Annotated in this window: 16 protein-coding genes; 4 read left to right on the top strand and 12 right to left on the bottom strand. The window is 41.8% G+C overall.

All coding sequences use genetic code 11. The features are described 5' to 3' along the window. The first annotated feature begins 42 nt into the window (after nt 1-42). Together EV282_RS01120 and EV282_RS01115 are read left to right on the top strand one after the other, a co-directional pair. A complete protein-coding gene (locus EV282_RS01120; RefSeq protein ID WP_130293045.1) occupies nt 43-585 on the top strand; it encodes a DUF2529 family protein in 543 nt (180 codons plus the stop codon). Further along, nucleotides 578-802 carry a hypothetical protein gene (locus tag EV282_RS01115; protein WP_130293044.1) on the top strand — a complete coding sequence of 75 codons (225 nt, stop codon included), beginning with the start codon at nt 578-580 and terminating at the stop codon, nt 800-802. The genes EV282_RS01120 and EV282_RS01115 overlap by 8 nt, the downstream gene beginning before the upstream one ends. Here the strand turns inward: EV282_RS01115 and EV282_RS01110 are convergent. The 3 genes from EV282_RS01110 to EV282_RS01100 form a co-directional block, all read right to left on the bottom strand. Continuing rightward, the gene (locus tag EV282_RS01110; protein ID WP_130293042.1) at nt 783-2,384 is read right to left on the bottom strand and encodes a CTP synthase; all 1,602 of its coding nucleotides are present in this window, start codon (nt 2,382-2,384) and stop codon (nt 783-785) included. The genes EV282_RS01115 and EV282_RS01110 overlap by 20 nt on opposite strands. 476 nt (nt 2,385-2,860) lie before the next feature. After that, nucleotides 2,861-3,385, bottom strand: a complete 525-nt coding sequence (gene rpoE, locus EV282_RS01105; RefSeq protein WP_130296863.1) for a DNA-directed RNA polymerase subunit delta — start codon at nt 3,383-3,385, stop codon at nt 2,861-2,863. Between the two features lie 145 nt (nt 3,386-3,530). After that, on the bottom strand, nt 3,531-4,040 hold the full coding sequence (locus EV282_RS01100) for a CBO0543 family protein (protein ID WP_130293041.1): 510 nt from the start codon (nt 4,038-4,040) through the stop codon (nt 3,531-3,533). Nucleotides 4,041-4,175: 135 nt separating this feature from the next. On the opposite strand from EV282_RS01100, the gene EV282_RS01095 reads away from it, so the two are divergent. Both EV282_RS01095 and EV282_RS01090 read left to right on the top strand, forming a co-directional pair. Continuing rightward, nucleotides 4,176-4,655 (top strand): hypothetical protein, encoded by a 480-nt coding sequence (locus EV282_RS01095; protein ID WP_130293039.1) that lies wholly within the window; start codon nt 4,176-4,178, stop codon nt 4,653-4,655. Further along, nucleotides 4,648-5,166, top strand: coding sequence for a hypothetical protein (locus EV282_RS01090; RefSeq protein ID WP_130293038.1), 519 nt, complete (start codon nt 4,648-4,650; stop codon nt 5,164-5,166). The genes EV282_RS01095 and EV282_RS01090 overlap by 8 nt, the downstream gene beginning before the upstream one ends. A gap of 40 nt (nt 5,167-5,206) precedes the next feature. Here the strand turns inward: EV282_RS01090 and EV282_RS01085 are convergent, their stop codons facing one another. The 9 genes from EV282_RS01085 to EV282_RS01045 form a co-directional block, all read right to left on the bottom strand. Then, nucleotides 5,207-6,301, bottom strand: coding sequence for a Ger(x)C family spore germination protein (locus tag EV282_RS01085; protein ID WP_130293036.1), 1,095 nt, complete (start codon nt 6,299-6,301; stop codon nt 5,207-5,209). Continuing rightward, nucleotides 6,298-7,389 carry a GerAB/ArcD/ProY family transporter gene (locus EV282_RS01080; protein WP_130293035.1) on the bottom strand — a complete coding sequence of 364 codons (1,092 nt, stop codon included), beginning with the start codon at nt 7,387-7,389 and terminating at the stop codon, nt 6,298-6,300. The genes EV282_RS01085 and EV282_RS01080 overlap by 4 nt, the downstream gene beginning before the upstream one ends. Before the next feature lie 24 nt (nt 7,390-7,413). Next, entirely contained in the window at nt 7,414-8,814 is a 1,401-nt protein-coding gene (locus tag EV282_RS01075; RefSeq protein WP_130293033.1) for a spore germination protein, read from the bottom strand. 192 nt (nt 8,815-9,006) lie between these two features. After that, a complete protein-coding gene (locus EV282_RS01070; protein ID WP_130293031.1) occupies nt 9,007-9,507 on the bottom strand; it encodes a CBO0543 family protein in 501 nt (166 codons plus the stop codon). Nucleotides 9,508-10,116: 609 nt separating this feature from the next. After that, entirely contained in the window at nt 10,117-13,380 is a 3,264-nt protein-coding gene (gene icmF, locus EV282_RS01065; protein WP_130293029.1) for a fused isobutyryl-CoA mutase/GTPase IcmF, read from the bottom strand. Between the two features lie 15 nt (nt 13,381-13,395). Continuing rightward, complete coding sequence (locus tag EV282_RS01060) at nt 13,396-14,019, bottom strand: TetR/AcrR family transcriptional regulator (protein ID WP_130296862.1); 624 nt, start codon at nt 14,017-14,019, stop codon at nt 13,396-13,398. Nucleotides 14,020-14,050: 31 nt separating this feature from the next. Beyond that, nucleotides 14,051-14,998 carry a methylmalonyl Co-A mutase-associated GTPase MeaB gene (gene meaB / locus EV282_RS01055; RefSeq protein WP_130293027.1) on the bottom strand — a complete coding sequence of 316 codons (948 nt, stop codon included), beginning with the start codon at nt 14,996-14,998 and terminating at the stop codon, nt 14,051-14,053. Nucleotides 14,999-15,293: 295 nt separating this feature from the next. Next, nucleotides 15,294-16,436, bottom strand: coding sequence for an acyl-CoA dehydrogenase (locus EV282_RS01050; RefSeq protein ID WP_077360688.1), 1,143 nt, complete (start codon nt 16,434-16,436; stop codon nt 15,294-15,296). Between the two features lie 17 nt (nt 16,437-16,453). Then, entirely contained in the window at nt 16,454-17,593 is a 1,140-nt protein-coding gene (locus tag EV282_RS01045) for an acyl-CoA dehydrogenase (RefSeq protein WP_130293025.1), read from the bottom strand. Nucleotides 17,594-17,820: the final 227 nt, after the last annotated feature.

The raw sequence follows: 17,820 nt of genomic DNA, 5'->3' as shown, positions 1-17,820 counted from the left end.
ATTTTGCGATAAATTGATATTCGTGCAAAAGGAGTACATTTGATGCTTAAAATATTTTCAACTCAAGTTTCCGGATTATTAAAAGCGATATCCGATAAAGAAGAGCAATCTGTCGAGGAGGCATCCCGCCTGCTGGCCCATTCCGTTTTGTCTGAGGGAACAGTTTATTTTAAGGGATTCGGCGAAATGGGAGCAGTCGTAAGCGAGGCGCTTTTTGGTGAGAATAAATTCCGGCGCGGTGCAGAGTTTACGAATGAGAATATCGACGGACTGCTGCCAGTTGATAGTGTTGTGGTGACTTCTCGATTTATAGATGACGAAGAAGCAGTGGCTTTTTGTGAAAAATTAAAACAAAGTGCTGATTGCCATGTTATTTTGATGGGTGGTCGCAGAAAAGAAGCTGAGAGTGAAGGTGGATCAGTCGCTGCCGCAGATATCGTGATCGATACAAAGGCGGTTCGCGGTCTAGTCCCGCTCGACGATGGCTCCCGTATCGGATTTCCGTCCGGATTAACAGCATTATTCGCTTATTACGCACTCTTTTTAACGACAGAAGAAATTTTAGAAGAATATGACGATGAATAAGATGAAGCCTGGCTGTGTGCCAGGCTTTTTTATATATAAAAAAACAGAAACTCGCCGTAAAAAAAACATCACCGAACAATTTTTTGTTTTAACCGTACAAAAATCAGCGGTAACCGTACATTTTTTCCCCCTAACCGCACAAAAAACCGGCAGCCTCCTCAACAAAAAGGGAAACTACCGGCTAAACGCCTGTCTATTTAGTTCTTCAACTGTGTAACCGCACCGATAAAGTCGCGGAATAGTGCTTGTGGTCTTGTTGGTCTTGATGTGAATTCCGGGTGGAACTGAGACGCAACAAACCAAGGGTGATCCGCTAGCTCGATGATCTCAACAAGTCTTCCGTCAGGAGATGTTCCTGAGAAGATGAATCCTGCCTTCTCCATTTGCTCGCGGTATTCATTGTTGAACTCGTAGCGGTGACGGTGTCTTTCATAAACAACCTCGTCATTATAAGCATCGAACGCTTTCGTATCCTCTTTAATTTTACAAGGGTACAGTCCAAGACGAAGGGTTCCGCCTAGATCTTCGATGTCCTTTTGTTCAGGAAGCAAATCGATTACTGGGAACGGTGTTTCAGGCATAAGTTCTGCAGAATGAGCGCCTTCAAGTCCTAAAACGTTGCGTGCAAATTCAACAGACGCAAGCTGCATGCCCAAGCAGATTCCTAAGAAAGGAACTTTGTTCTCACGCGAAAATTGAGTAGCTAAAATCTTTCCTTCTACCCCTCTGTCGCCGAATCCGCCAGGTACTAAAATACCGTCAGCATCTTTTAAAAGGTCGTTAACGTTTTCAGCTGTAACCATCTCAGAGTTGATCCAGTCGATGTCGATATCTGTGTCGAAATGGTAACCTGCGTGGCGCATCGCCTCAACAACTGAAATATACGCATCTTGAAGTGCTACATATTTTCCAACTAATGCGATCTTCACTTTTCCTTTAAGGTTCGTTACTCGGTTGATCAGTTCTTTCCACTCAGCCATATCTGGTTCGTGTGTTTCAAGCTTCAGATGCTTGCAAACAAGCTCGTCCATCTTTTGCTCTTGAAGATCGATCGGCACCTGGTAAAGAGTATCAGCGTCTCTTGCCTCGATTACCGCTTTAGGGTCGATGTCACAGAACAATCCGATCTTATCTTTCATCTCTTGAGGAACTGGCATCTCTGTACGAACCACGATAATGTTCGGCTGAATACCAAGACTGCGAAGCTCTTTTACACTGTGCTGTGTCGGTTTCGTCTTCAGCTCGCCCGCTGCACGGATGTATGGAATAAGTGTACAGTGGATGTACATGACGTTTTCAGAACCTACATCACTTTTAATCTGGCGAATCGCTTCTAAGAACGGCAAGCTCTCGATGTCCCCTACTGTTCCGCCGATTTCCGTAATGACTACATCTGCGTTCGTTTCACGGCCAGCACGGAAAACACGTTCCTTGATCTCGTTTGTGATGTGAGGAATAACCTGAACCGTTCCACCTAGATACTCACCGCGACGCTCTTTGCGAAGAACCGTAGAATAAATTTTCCCTGTTGTAACAGAGCTGTATTTGTTTAGGTTGATGTCAATAAAACGCTCATAGTGACCTAAGTCCAAATCCGTTTCAGCGCCATCGTCTGTTACGAAAACTTCACCATGCTGATAAGGACTCATCGTTCCAGGGTCCACATTAATGTACGGATCGAATTTTTGAGTCGTAACTTTCACTCCGCGATTTTTTAATAATCGGCCTAATGAAGCCGCCGTAATCCCTTTTCCTAATGAAGAAACAACCCCGCCTGTAACAAAAATATATTTTGCCATGATTCAATCCCCCTAAATTTTCTAAAATAAGTATGTGCTTTAAACCGTTTTTCTACTATCGGGAGTGGCTCGTATTTTTGTACAAGCACCATCCAATCCGTGTAAAAAATAAAAAGCAAAAGACACTTCCCCTATGGTTAGGGGGCACTTTTGCTTTGAGTTCATATATAATTAGTCTTTTATATAAAAAGATACAGGAATAGCCCAAAAAGAATATTACCGGACTCCACAGCTCATGTCAAGATGCTTTAAAGGAATCATTTCGCAGGAAAAAATGAAACAAATTGCTGCACCAGACTAGCTAATCCAGAATTTCTGCCCATATATCCACGAATTTTGGCGGTGAATCCAAAAATTTTATACGTGAATCCAAAAGTTTCGGTCTTTAATCCACGAGTTTTACCTCTCAATCCACATTTCTGCTCTTTAGAAAAAAAGAAAAAACCAGCACCCTCTCAGGCACCGGTTCTCAAGACTTAAAGATCTTCCTCTTCCTCTTCATCGAGGTCTTCATCTTCTTCATCTTCATCGTCGAAGTCTTCATCATCTTCGTCAAATTCTAATTCTTCGTCATCATCATCGTCATCGTCATCATCTGCAAGATCGTCGTCTTCTTCAACGAACTCACCTTCTACTTCTAACTCATCGAAATCTTCATCATCGAAGTCCTCTTCAAAGTCATAGTCATCCTCAGATGCTTTTTTACGTTTTGTTGGTTTGTTGGTAGCACCTAGTTCTTCCTCAGAGCTCTCAACTGGGTACCATGTTTTTAATCCCCATTTATTATCGCCTAATGAAACGAAGCGTCCATCGATATTCATATCTGTGTAAAAATACGCAATTCGGTTTTCAACTGCAGTTTTAGACAACCCTTTAATTTCAGCGATCTGCTTAACTAAATCGTAGAATTGAACAGGCTGCTTCTCATTCTGCAAAATTTCAAATGCGATTTCGACCATAGACATTTCAACGACTTGTTCTTTCGTATACGTGTTCAACATAGCCACATCGGCACTTCCTTTCCTTCTCCACACTCATTTATATCAACACATTGTGCTCAATCTCTAGAAGAATCATACTCTTCATTATAAACAAATCCTATACGGATATGCCAGTGGTAATCTCGCTTTTTTCAAATTTATTGAGTTATCTCATTTTTTCAATCGGAACATTAAAGAAAATCATAAAAAATAGAACGATGAAAACGGAAAGAAGCCAAGCAAGCAACGGACGTTTAAAATGAATCCTTAACAAAGTGAACATTATTACATTGAATAAGACGGACCAATAGATACTCCATCCATTATGATAGGAGAAGAGCTCAAATCTTGCTAAGATCCACTCGACAGAAATAAAAATAGCTACCCATCGTAAAATATATACCATTTTTTTAAATAGGTTATTTTCAGGAAAACGCGGCAGAAAAACAAGAACAGTGACAGGAAAAACAACAAATGAGTGAACCATCTCAATCATTGTATGATTTGGAAGCAATGCTTCTTCATAAAGCCACATGGGATGATTGTATGTAAGGATATTGTATAAAAAATTTCCTATGATCATAAAAAGGATCGTTGAGTAATACTTCTCCCAATTCCTCCAGTCTCCCCATTTCCACCCAATGATTAACATGATTCCTGCAATAAAAAAGTTCATTTGTTGTTGTCACCTCAATTTCTTTCCATTCGTCCTTTTGTTCTGCTATTAAATGATTCCTTACTATTTTCAACATAATTCACAAAAAAATTACTGATACTAGTAAGAACTTTCCGCTCAAGAGGTTTTGCATCTATGATCTTAAGTATTTTTATCCTTTTAAATTTAATGGTATTTATCTTCTTTTTCATTTTTGGCAAGAAAGAATTGCATATTCTTGAGGTCACGGCTTACTTCTTTTTTGCTGGTATTCCCGTGCAGAATCTTTCTGCCCTTTTATGTTTAGATCTAGAATGGATTACTATTTCAAGTTCTCAAAGTTTAGAATGGGCTGAAGTTATCAACCGGTCTGTGCTTATTCCCATCCTTGTGGTTTGGTTTCTTAGTCTTTTCATTCACACCTTTTCATCCTATAAAAAATTGGGCTATCTACTCTTTTTCACCTGTCTGTTAACCGGTATTGAATACTTGAGTGAATCGTTAGGATTACTAAATCATGCTCATTGGCAATTTTGGTGGTCGTTCGCTTTAAACGCATGTCTGCTTTTCATTGCTATACCATTCATGTTTTTTTTTAGATCTCACTTCTATAAAGGAATTAAAAAATATGTTTAACTTCAGTTGGAACGAATGGTTCGTTATCCTTACCACTTTTATAAGCATTGTATTGTTCCTTCCATTTTCAAGAAGGTTTCCACTAGTAGTGACTATTTTGATATGGGTATATACCGTCATTTTTATAGAGACTCTGGATTATATCATGGGTGCTAGACCGTTTAATCTGTATGATTTCCTGGACTCATCTAAATATGAACCTATTCTTGTTTTTTATCACTTTGTTGTATATCCCATATGCTCCTATACTTTTTTATATTTTTATGACACCTATCAACTAAGAGGCTGGAAACTTGTTCAATACTTAGCAGTTTGGACTGGCATATCTGTCTTTTACGAATGGCTGTGTTTGATAAATGGTGTATTGACCTATAGAGATTGGAACTTGCTATACTCCATTCCTACATACCCTTTGGCAAGTTTGCTTTTGATCGGTGTATTTCGTTTCATCAAATCCAACCTTCCTCCTGAAATAAAAAGTCAAATGGTGATAAAGAATCAAATGAAATAATGACCCTGCCAATTACACAGCAGGGTCCAAACGATTATCTTTACAACTCCAAGCCATCTACAACACCGATCTCCGAAATCATCACATCAACTTTTACATTCACTTTCATATTTTTGTATTGCTGATTCCATCTCTTTTCATCCCAGTGCCTCGTACGGCTTCTTGCTTGTTCACCAAATGCTAACGGATCTATATTCTTTCTTTGAAACTTTTTGATGAGCATTTCTGCTTCTTTCTTCACCTTATTTTCCATCAATTTTTCTGCCTTTTCTGCCGTTTTTGAGGATACTCCCTCCCCTGTATATTCACGGATAAAACCTTTTATCTTTAAATGGAGGGTAACTTCTGGAGCTTTGTGTATATGTGTGACATCAAACTCTTTTCTTGTACTTATACCTTGGATCGAAAAGTATTCGGTCTTCCCCTTTTCCTTTGTCTTCAGCTTATACCCCGCCATTTTTATATTTTCAAACAGCGATTTAAATACGAACATATTTCGAAAAGGGATGGAGTCGACCATCTTCGTTCCTTTAAACAGAGCAAGTCCTTTTATATTAATGTCATCATCCTTCAGTTCTATGAGAGGCAAAACCGGATCCATTCCTTTTGTATAATAAGAAGATAAAAAAAGATGCAGGTTTGAAGTAGGTATCAAACCACGCTCCATATTGTGGCTCAGCTGTTTTTGAATATAACTGCCTGTGTCAAACTCCTCGAACGTTTCTTGAAGCATTTCTTTCACTTCACCATCTACAACCGTTAATAACAGCCTTGAACCGACGCTTGGATCCCGATGAAACGTATCAATATAATCTTGGATCCCTGCTTCCGCCACTTTTTTACTATAGAGAGCAACTTCTAACTTACCGTTCACTACCGGCTTGTGTGATTTATGGTTCACATTACTTAAAGCTTCCTTACTTAGATTGCCTATCGTTGAAACCGTCTTGTTCGATATCGTCTTATCAGGCTTTATCAGAGGCATTACTGCCGTTGCTTCAATCTTGTTCTTGCCTTTAGAGTCAAAGCCTACTGCGGTAGCCACTTCCAGCTCATCGATGATCTCTTTCTCAATTCTTCCGAAATACGAGACAATAATACAAACTAGCAAAGTTAAGATTATCTTTTTCTTCATGTTTTTTTCCTCACTTTATTTATGAAAGAAAAACAGACAAACAGGAATGGGATATACCCATATATAAAATAAAGGCCTATTTTTGAAACCCGGCTGTTTAACAGGTCGATCGATGCCCGGTCTCTGAGCAGCGTGTTAGCAATTAAAGTAATCGTCAAAATAGCGATGAGCACCTTTTTTTGCTTCACATTGAACAGCCGCTTTGCTGTCCGGCTTGCTGCCCAAAATGCTAAACAAAGGTTAGGTAAGATAACGACGACCCATGAGGCGATGCCGATATATTCAAACCGCTCAACAAAGGGAAACTTGATGATTTTCCACATTGTTAAAGTTGCCCATATCGTTCTTTTTAAGTGTTCAGGTGTAAAGTATACAAGGGTGATTAACATTAAATACAGATATAGGATGACTGTAAAAAGATTGCCGTAATGTGCCCATTTTTGCGAGGTTTCAGGTTTTTTAATAAAAGGATAGTACACTAAAAGAAGTTCGAAACCTAAATAACTCAAGGTCATTGTTTTAAAAGAAGAAAGGGTTTCTTTTATGGAATGATCGAATACGGGAAGCAGATTCCTGAAATTTGCAAATTCAAGCGGTGCCAAAAAAGTAAATATCAGATAAAAAGGAATTACAACTCCGAGGAAACAAGCACCCACTACTGTACGGAAACCTCCTGCGATGATGTAATAAATGGCAATTAAATATACGAGCGAGAACGTCCACGTTTTCATTAGGGGAAACATCCACACTTGCAAGACCTCTATAAAAGTACGAAGGATCGTAATTCCTAGCGCAATTAAATACAGCATAAAAAGGAAAGATAACAAACCACCTATCCACTTTCCGAAAACATTTTCATGAATGGAAATGATATCGCCTTGCTCTTTATTCAGCATTTTGTACATGATCCAAATCACAATGTGAATGGTTGCACCTGCTATCAAAACGGTAATCCAGGAATCTTGTTCCGTATAAATCGCCACGTAACGCTGGAATCCAAGTACCCCAACCCCAATTTGCATGCTATGAACAATGAAAAAGACTAATGATGGATTGATCAGGTATTGATCTTTAACAGGTACTTTCATAAATAGTCTTCTCCTTGTCAAAATTTATTCATCGATATCCTTGTTTTCATCCGCTTTTCGTTTAGAAAACATGACAGTGTCAGGCGATTGTAATTCAATCGGCCTTTTTTCCTGCATCTTGAAAGGAAGACGGACAAAAGCGTCCTTCAAGTCTTCCAAACGCGGGGGATAGATGGGTTCTAAATACGGTCTGCCAAACGACGTTAAACGCAAAATATGTCCCATTAAAAAGATAAATGCTATGCCTATACCGATAAGCCCCCAAAGTTCCGCAAGCAGCAGAAAAGGAAAACGAATTAAACGAATGGCGTTACCCATTTTGTAAACGGGAGTTGTAAAAGATGCCAAAGCTGCCAAAGCTACGATGATAAGGAGCACGTTACTCGTTAATCCCGCTTCAACCGACGCGGTACCGATAACGATCCCCCCTACGATACCGATTGTCTGACCTACCTTTGTAGGCAGCCTTGCTCCCGCCTCACGTAAGAGTTCAATCGTAAGTTCCAATATTAACGCCTCTAAAAATGGAGGCAGCGGTATTAAACTCCTTGATGAAACAAGTGTTGCCATTAGATCTTTTGGTATTAATTCATAATGATAATTCAGTACTGCCACATATACCGGTGTTACTAAGATAGAAAATGATACGGCGAATAAACGGATAACTCTTAAAACAGAAGCCAACTGCCAATTGATAAAATAATCTTCCAAAGCAGAAAAGAACTTAACCAACGTAGTCGGACCAATCAGAGCATGCGGTGACCCATCTACTAAAATGACGATGCTTCCTTCTGCCAAAACACCCGCTACCCGGTCCGGACGTTCTGTGTCGATCAGCTGCGGAAACGGAGAATTATCATTATCGGAAATCATTTGAGCAATATAAGAACTATCCAATATCTGATGGTACTTTAAATCTCCCACTCTCTGCAGAGCCGTGTTGATGTTTTCTTCATTTGCGATTCCAGATATATATAAAACAGCCACCCTTGTACAGGAAAGGGTACCTACTGTAAATTCTTTAATCTCTAGCTGGGGGATCGGAAGCCTTTTTCTAACTAGATTTAGATTCGTTGTTAACGACTCAACAAATGATTCTTTTGGACCAACAACACTGAATTCTTCTTCAGGTATCGTTACTTCCCGCGCTTTATTCATCTCTGCTTTAACGAGTAATCCCTGATTGTCATCTTCTTTTAAACGGATGAGCAATGACCCTGTCAGCATCATTTTCTGAATGGTCTCAAGGTCATTCGTGATCATGACATTCTCAATCGGCAGAGCCGCTTTAATGTCATCCAGTTTTTTAGTGGATAATTTATTTAAGAAAGGCAGGATATCTCGATGTATAATCTCTGCGTCTATTAGTGAACCGAAGTATGAAATCCAAAAAGGTACTGGAGATTGGGGATTATGAAAGTCTATAAAATCACCAGACTACTTGAAATGCTGAATAATTTTGAAAAGAGAATGCTCTTCCTTTTTTGTTTCTTTCCTAAACCAGTTCATGATGCACTCCCCTCTCTAGTAAATTTCCTCATGCTGTTATTCGTTTTATCTTTTACTAAAATACAAGTGATTATTTAGTGAAACTAAAAAAGACCGAGCTCTAGGAACTCAGTCAATGGATGCCTCTCTATAATCACGCTTCAACCAAAAATAAACACAAACGTTTAAACAGTAAATAAGAAAATAAGAAATAAAAGAGTGAAAATATGTCCATTCATTATGAACAAAAATATGAAACTGATTGGAAAACCACTCTAAAGCTACTGTAAGGAGTGATGCCAACAATAAATAATGAACGGATGGGAGACCTTTGTTTTTCCACGTATCGAAATAATACAAAAACATATACCCGGAGAGAGGGTAGATAAACAAATAGATAATAAAATCAAATATTTCAAAATCAGGAATGTCCATAATATCGTACAAATCATAGGGAGGACCTGCTAGTATATGATCAAGACTTGCAGCCAAAAAGAAATTCAATGTAAAAATAACAAAAATCTGTGATAACGAAAATTTTCTTTTTAAGCAGAATGTCCAAATGATCAAGAAGATACAAACCGCAATGATAAAGTATTCATTCCTATCAAAAACTTCAGGGAACCTCACTTTAGACCGCCTCTTTTCTTAGCAATAATCTAAAGAAAGTCCAATAGGCAAAAGATAATAACCAAATAATGAACCACTCTAAAATGGAAAAATAAATAGTCCATTGTCTAAAATGTATGAGACCGATTGAATCATGATAAAACTGTAATTCGACCATCAGCACAAACCAGAAACTTGTAGAAAGCACTTTAAAAATGGGACGGAAATTTTTCGAAGAATATAGAAAAAGCAGCCACAAGGTTAAACCCGGAATAATAAATAACCGATTTAAAGTTAAAATCCAAAAGGGTAATTGGGCATGACTGACCTCAATCCATTTCTGATTAAGATCGATAATATTAGAACAAATAAATAAAAGAGAAGAAGTGAAGAGCCAATTCATCCCGGTCTCGTAAGGATGCAACACTTTACGTGTGAAAAAAGAGGAAAAAATAAGTATGACACTAAGCATGATTGAAATGATCAAGTACGCAAACATACTTACGGCACCCCTTCTCTCTAGATTAATCTTTACACCCGTTAGTATAGGAATTTACGAATAAATCATTCTTCCTAAATAAAGAGACCCAAAAGACATGAAATACGTCTCATGGGTCTGCTCTGTTATTTTTACATATTTCTTCTATACTTACCGCCAACTTCATACAGAGCACTTGTGATCTGCCCAAGACTCGCAAACTTCACGGTATTCATCAGCTCTTCAAAGATATTTCCGCCATTAAGCGCAACCGTCTTCAAACGAGCTAAAGCTTCACCCGCATGATCTTTGCTAGCTTCCTGGAAAGCGGCTAGATTTGTGATCTGCTGTTCTTTTTCATCCTTAGTCGCACGTGCCAGCTGCATGTTGAACTCTTCTTCAGATGGCGGATTCGGATTCAAGTACGTGTTCACTCCTATAATAGGAAGTGATCCATCATGCTTTTTCATCTCATAATACATAGACTCTTCCTGAATCTTTCCGCGCTGATACTGCGTTTCCATCGCACCAAGTACGCCACCCCTCGTATTCATACGCTCAAACTCTTGAAGAACCATCTCTTCTACGAGATCTGTTAATTCTTCAATGATGAACGATCCTTGAAGCGAGTTCTCATTGCGCGCAAGACCAAGTTCTTTCGTGATGATCATCTGGATCGCCATCGCGCGGCGAACAGATTCTTCTGTCGGTGTTGTGATCGCTTCATCATAAGAATTCGTGTGAAGCGAGTTACAGTTATCGTACAGCGCCATCAACGCCTGAAGCGTAGTGCGGATATCGTTAAAATCGATTTCCTGAGCGTGAAGTGAACGTCCAGAAGTCTGGATATGATACTTCAGCTTTTGGCTGCGCTCGTTCGCTTTATATTTATCACGCATTACCGTTGCCCAAATTCTTCTCGCCACACGGCCGATTACGCTGTATTCCGGATCAAGTCCGTTCGAGAAGAAGAACGATAGATTCGGTGCGAATGCGTTAATATCCATACCGCGGCTCAAGTAATATTCTACATACGTAAAGCCGTTTGCCAGTGTAAACGCAAGCTGTGTGATCGGGTTCGCACCAGCTTCAGCGATATGATAGCCAGAGATCGAAACCGAATAATAGTTGCGCACTTGATGGTCGATAAAGTACTGCTGAATGTCACCCATCATACGAAGAGCAAATTCAGTCGAGAAGATACATGTGTTTTGTCCTTGATCTTCTTTTAAAATATCAGCTTGAACCGTTCCGCGGACAGAGGCAAGCGTCTTCGCTTTAATTTCAGCGTATTCCGCTTCATTCGGCTGACGCCCATTCTCATCAGCAAAAACATTTACTTGCTGAGCAATCGCTGTGTTCATGAACATCGCAAGGATGATCGGTGCTGGACCGTTAATCGTCATCGATACAGATGTAGAAGGTGCGATCAAATCAAAACCGTCATACAGTTTTTTCATATCATCGAGTGTACAGATGCTTACTCCGCTCTCCCCGACTTTTCCGTAGATGTCAGGACGGTAATCCGGGTCTTCACCATATAACGTTACAGAGTCGAAAGCCGTACTTAAGCGTTTTGCATCATCGTCTTTAGACAAGTAATGGAATCGGCGGTTCGTTCTTTCTGGTGTTCCTTCCCCAGCGAACTGGCGCTTCGGATCTTCTCCTTTTCGTTTAAAAGGAAAAACGCCAGCTGTATAAGGGAACGATCCAGGAACGTTCTCTTTCATGATCCACTTTACGATATCTCCCCAGTCCTCAAACTTCGGAAGAGCCACTTTTGGGATATCAAGACCTGACAAACTTTTCGTCGTCAGTTCTGTCACGATCTCTTTGTCGCGGATCTTCGTTACGAACTCTTTCTTGCTGTACATTTCTTTAAGCTCTGGCCACTGTTTCAGCATTTTTGAAGTTGCCGGTAAAATCTGCTCTTCCACTTTTTCAAGGGCTTTGTTTAAGCCTGCTTCAACTTCAGCACCCGCTGCGTCATACTCTTTTACCGTTTCAAGTGTCCCTTTGATCTGGAACGACTTACGCGCAAGCTTTGCCTGTTCGTTCACCGTTTCATGGTATTTACGGACAGTCTGTGCGATCTCGTTCAAATATTGAGCACGCTCGCCTGGAATGATCACGTTCTTTTTCGCTGTCATCGCTTCTGCTGCCGGCTGAATGCCCCAATCCACACCAGACTTCCCTTCGATCACTTTCATTAAATGGTAGAACAATACGTTTGTGCCAGCATCGTTGAACTGGCTCGCGATTGTTCCGTAAACCGGCATCTCATCTAGGTCCTTATCAAACCAGTTACGAGATCGCTGATATTGCTTCTTCACATCACGCAAAGCATCCTCAGAACCTTTACGTTCGAATTTATTGATCGCGATGATATCTGCGTAATCGATCATATCGATTTTTTCAAGCTGTGATGGCGCACCGAATTCGCTTGTCATCACATATAAAGAGGCATCCGAGATCTCAGAGATCCCTGCGTCCCCTTGCCCGATACCGCTCGTTTCAACAACGATCAAGTCATAGCCCGCGGCTTTTGTTACCGCGATCGCGTCTTTGATCGCATCGGAAAGCTCAGAGCGAGAACCACGCGTAGCCAAAGATCTCATATAAACGCGAGGATGATAGATCGCGTTCATGCGGATTCTGTCACCTAAAAGTGCTCCGCCCGTCTTTTGTTTCGTTGGGTCAATTGAGATAATAGCGATCGTTTTATCTTCACACTCGTTTAAGAAACGGCGCACAAGTTCATCTGTAAGCGAGCTTTTCCCCGCTCCCCCTGTACCTGTGATTCCTAAAACAGGGACTTGCTTCTGCAGATCTTTTAATGCTGAAAGAGTCTGTTCTGCTGTAGCCGCGATCTCTTCAGGTGCTTGGTTCGCATTTTCAGCTAAAGTAATCAGACGGGAAACAGAACGAACGTCTTTTTCTTTTACCTTTTCGATCTCATCCGTTAGCGAAGTAACCGTTGGAAAATCACACTCTTCTACCATAAAATTGATCATACCCTGCAAACCTAGCAATCTTCCGTCTTCTGGCGAGAAGATGCGTGTTACTCCATAAGTATGAAGCTCCTTGATCTCAGGCGGGATAATAACGCCTCCGCCTCCGCCAAACACTTTTATATGGTCAGCTCCGCGTTCTTTTAACAGGTCGATCATGTATTTAAAATATTCCACGTGTCCGCCTTGATAGGAAGAGATCGCGATCCCTTGAACGTCCTCCTGTATAGCGGCACTCACCACTTCATCTACAGAACGGTTATGTCCAAGATGGATCACTTCACATCCGTTCGACTGGATGATCCTTCTCATGATGTTGATTGAAGCATCATGTCCGTCAAAAAGACTGGAAGCGGTTACAAATCGAACTGGATTTTTCGGCCGGTAAATATCAGTTTGAGCCATCATTTTCATCCTTTCTTACGCTCCTTTAATGCCATGAAGCAGCTGTTGGAGCTGTAATTTTGTGTATTCTTCAAGGGTATACATCTTTTGAAGCGCCCATCGTCTGAACGTCCACATCTGCCCGATGATCACAATGTTATGGGCAGCCGCCTGGATCTCTTTTTCATTAAGATCAAGTTCGCCCTTCCGCACAGACTGCGATAAAAGAGTTTCAAAGATCGCTGTCATCTCAAGCTCTTTTTTCAGTACATAGGGCAATGCTTCATCAGATAATGACTTAGCTTCCTGGTACATAACAAGCACTTCATCCTGCATATCGTCCATCACTTTAAAATAAGCCGTGATCGCCTTCTCGACACCTTTTATTCCGCTGTCTGCCGAATCGATATCCTGCTGCAGTCTCAGTTTAACGCCATCATAGATGCTGTCGCAGACAAGGTACAAAATATCTTCTTTAGACCGGATATATTCGTAGAGTGTGCCGATGCTGAAACCTGAAGCTTTTGCGATTTCACGGGTCGTGGTGCGGTGAAAGCCATTTTTCTTAAATAAAGACACCGCAGCTTTTACCATCTCTTCGCGTCGCCTTTGAATGAGTTTTTCATCTTTAACGAGCGACGGCACTTCCTTCTTACCCAAATGGCCTCCCTCATTTCTCACTCATTTTCTCCTATTTGTCTGCCGGCTGATTTCGCTGCAGCAGGATTTGCTCTGCGGCTGTGTAAGGGTCTGTGTTGCCTTGCTCTAAATCGGCAAGCCAGGAGAATCCACTTTCTTTTTCATCTTTCCATACTTGCTGAAAAATCTCGTGCTGAACAACTTCCATCACTTCGCGTTTCAGGTTGGCAAGCTTTCGAACGCTTCCCTCACCGCTCTCTTTTAAATACGCTTTGTGAGCAAGAAGTGAATCCCACAGCTCTTCTAACCCTTTGTTTTCAGTAGAAATCGTCTGAACAACAGGCGGCCGGTAAGGGCTGTCGTGTTTGACAAGATCGAGCATCGCTTCGATCTCTGCCAAGAGCTTTGGAACGCCTGGCATATCCGCTTTGTTGACCACAAACAAGTCTGCGATCTCCATGATTCCTGCTTTAAACACCTGCACAACGTCACCGCTCCCAGGATTCAGAACAACTGCGACAGAGTCAGCGAGTTTCATAATATCGAGCTCAGACTGCCCGACTCCTACTGTTTCTATTAAAATCACATCAAAACCATAAGCATCCATGAGCCTTACTGTTTCCTTTGTAGAACGGGAAAGTCCGCCTAAGCTTCCTCGGGTTCCCATGCTTCGGATGAACACACCCGGATCGGTAAAATGGTCCGCCATCCGTACACGGTCTCCGAGTATGGATCCTCCGCTAAAAGGACTTGTCGGATCCACTGCAACAACCGCTACCGTCAAACCTTTGTTTCGCAGAAAGGAAATAAGGCGGTTAACGAGTGAGCTTTTTCCGGCACCGGGTGAACCAGTGACGCCGATCCAGTGCGCGCCTTTTTGCATCGGGTAGATGCTCTTTAAGAGCTCTAGTTTATCGGCTCCGCTGTTCTCGGCAAGTGTGATGGCTTTTGCAAGTGCCCGTTCCTCTTTTTGCTGGATGCGCTTGGCTAATGGATGCATGGTTTCCTCCTAAAGTGATTTAAAAAAAATTATGGAAGTAGTTGATTTCCGATCCAGGTGCTCCCTTTCCGCGGGGCGGGCGGTGAGCCTCCTTGCGTTCTGCGCCTTTAGAAGTCTCACCTGTCCCACTCGTCCCGCAGGAGTCTCGCACCTTCCTCTCCAATCAACTGCAAAGGTGTTTTTAAAACCTATTTGTAAGCAAAACTCTGTTAAAAAGAAAACCTATTCGTGGATGAACAGCCCAAGGGCTCGGCAGGAAGCTTTTCTAAACAGAGTGTCGCAAATTTCCTAACTCTTAATCTTTTAAAAGCATCTTCGAAATAACGAGACGCTGGATTTCTTGTGTTCCTTCGTAAATTTGTGTGATTTTCGCGTCTCTCATATAGCGCTCAACCGGGTATTCTTTCGTGTACCCGTATCCGCCGAATACTTGAACTGCGTCTGTTGTTACTTCCATTGCAATGTCTCCAGCGAAAAGCTTAGACATCGCTGATTCTTTTCCGTATGGCAGACCTTCTGATTCTCTCCATGCTGCCTGATAGGTTAAGAGTCTTGCTGCTTCTACTTTTGTTGCCATGTCAGCTAGTTTAAATCCGATTCCTTGGTTCACACCGATCGGCTTACCAAACTGCTTGCGTTCTTTTGCGTAATTAACGGATGCGTCAAGTGCACCTTGCGCGATCCCAACGGCTTGAGCAGCGATACCGTTGCGTCCGCCATCAAGCGTCATCATCGCGATCTTAAAGCCTTCGCCCTCTTTTCCAAGAAGGTTTTCAGCTGGCACGCGGCAATCTTCGAAAATGATCTCTAATGTTGGAGATGAACGGATACCGAGTTTCTTTTCTTTTTTACCAAAAGAAAATCCTGGTGTCCCTTTTTCTACGATAAATGCGGAAACACCTCTTGTTCCTGCATCAATATCTGTGCGAGCAAACACGACATAGATCTCTGCGTCGCCAGCGTTCGTGATAAAGATTTTAGAACCGTTGATGATGTAGTGATCGCCGTCTTTTTTCGCAGTCGTTTTCATGTTTCCTGCATCAGATCCAGAACCTGGCTCCGTTAAGCCGTAAGCACCGATCTTCTTTCCTTCTGCCATCGGACGAAGGAACTTTTGCTTTTGCTCTTCTGAACCGAACTTGAAAATCGGCCAGCCAGCAAGGGACGTATGTGCAGAAAGGGTTACACCCACAGACGCACAAACGCGCGAAAGTTCTTCAACTGCGATTACGTAGCCAAGATAGTCTCCGCCAATTCCGCCGTACTCTTCCGGCCAAGGAATACCGCAAAGTCCTAATTCTCCCATCTGATCAAAAATCTCACGGTCGAAACGCTCTTCTTCATCACGCTCAGCCGCTGTCGGTTCTACTTCGTTCTTCGCGAAGTCACGCACCATCTTACGGATCATTTCATGTTCTTCAGATAATAAAAATTGCATCTCTTTTTCTCTCCCTCTTACCCTAGTAGGTGTTTGCTGAGTACCATACGCTGAATTTCACTTGTTCCTTCGTAGATCTGACACACCTTCGCATCACGGAACAGTCTTTCAACCGGATATTCTTTCGTGTAGCCGTATCCGCCATATACTTGCACAGCTTCAATCGCTGATTTCATCGCTGTTTCTGAAGCGAATAGTTTTGCCATCGACGCTTCTTTTCCGCAAGACATATTGTTTGTCTTTAGATCTGCCGCACGATACGTTAACAATTTTGCCGCTTCCACTTCTGTTGCCATGTCCGCCAGCTTGAACCCAAGACCTTGATTCGCCCCGATTGGCTTCCCGAACTGTTTTCTCTCTTTTGCATAGTTCGTTGCATATTCTAAGGCAGCTTCTGCTATACCCAAGGATTGTGCAGCGATACCGATCCTGCCCACATCCAGGTTGCTCATCGCAATCTTAAAGCCTTCCCCTTCATTGCCAAGCAGATTTTCAGCAGGAACACGCGCATCCTCGAAAACGATCTCGCACGTGTTTGATCCGTTCAACCCCATTTTTTTCTCTTTCTTTCCTACTGAAAACCCTGGCGTATCTTTATCTACGATGAAGGCCGAGATCCCGTAGCTGCCTCTGTCAGGTTCAGTTGAAGCAAACACGATATATACATCCGCTTCGCCTGCATTCGTAATAAAAATCTTCGAGCCGTTCAAGATGTAATGATCATCTTTTTTAACCGCTCTCGTCTTTAAGCTTGCTGCATCAGAACCTGAACTTGGTTCTGTTAGTCCGAACGCCCCAAGGTACTCTCCACTCGCTAACTTAGGAATGTATTTCTTCTTTTGTTCTTCATTCCCGAAATAAAGAATCGGATTCGTTCCGACACTTGTATGAACAGATAAAATAACACCGATCGTCGCGCTCACTTTTGATAATTCGTTGATCGCGATGATGTATGATGTAAAATCCATCCCTGCTCCGCCGTACTCTTCAGGGATCGGAATACCCATCAGCCCAAGCTCCGCCATCTTCTTTATAAGATGACGCGGAAACTCTTCCGTCTCTTCCATATGTTCAATGGCCGGTGCTATCTCTTTTTGTGCAAAATCCCGTACCATCTTCTGCATCATCTTTTGTTCTTCCGTAAACACGAGGTTCATGGTCTCTCCCCATTTCCTTATTGAAATGCTGAAATGACCGTTTAGCCCCGACAAGCACTTAACTCTTGACTGAAGACACGCTTTTTGTGCCACAAGGAAAGAGAAAAGTGACCTCGAGGGGCTGGTCATTGAAGCTGGATCTTGAATCTATCTTGGCACAGATGCCTGAAGCATTTCTGTCGATCTGTCTTTCTCACAAAGACAAAACAGCATTTTGTCTTTGTTTG

Origin of the sequence: Fictibacillus sp. BK138 (genome assembly GCF_004216955.1) — a bacterium.
Classification (GTDB): Bacteria; Bacillota; Bacilli; order Bacillales; family Fictibacillaceae; genus Fictibacillus.
This window is presented reverse-complemented; position numbering and strand designations above follow the sequence as displayed.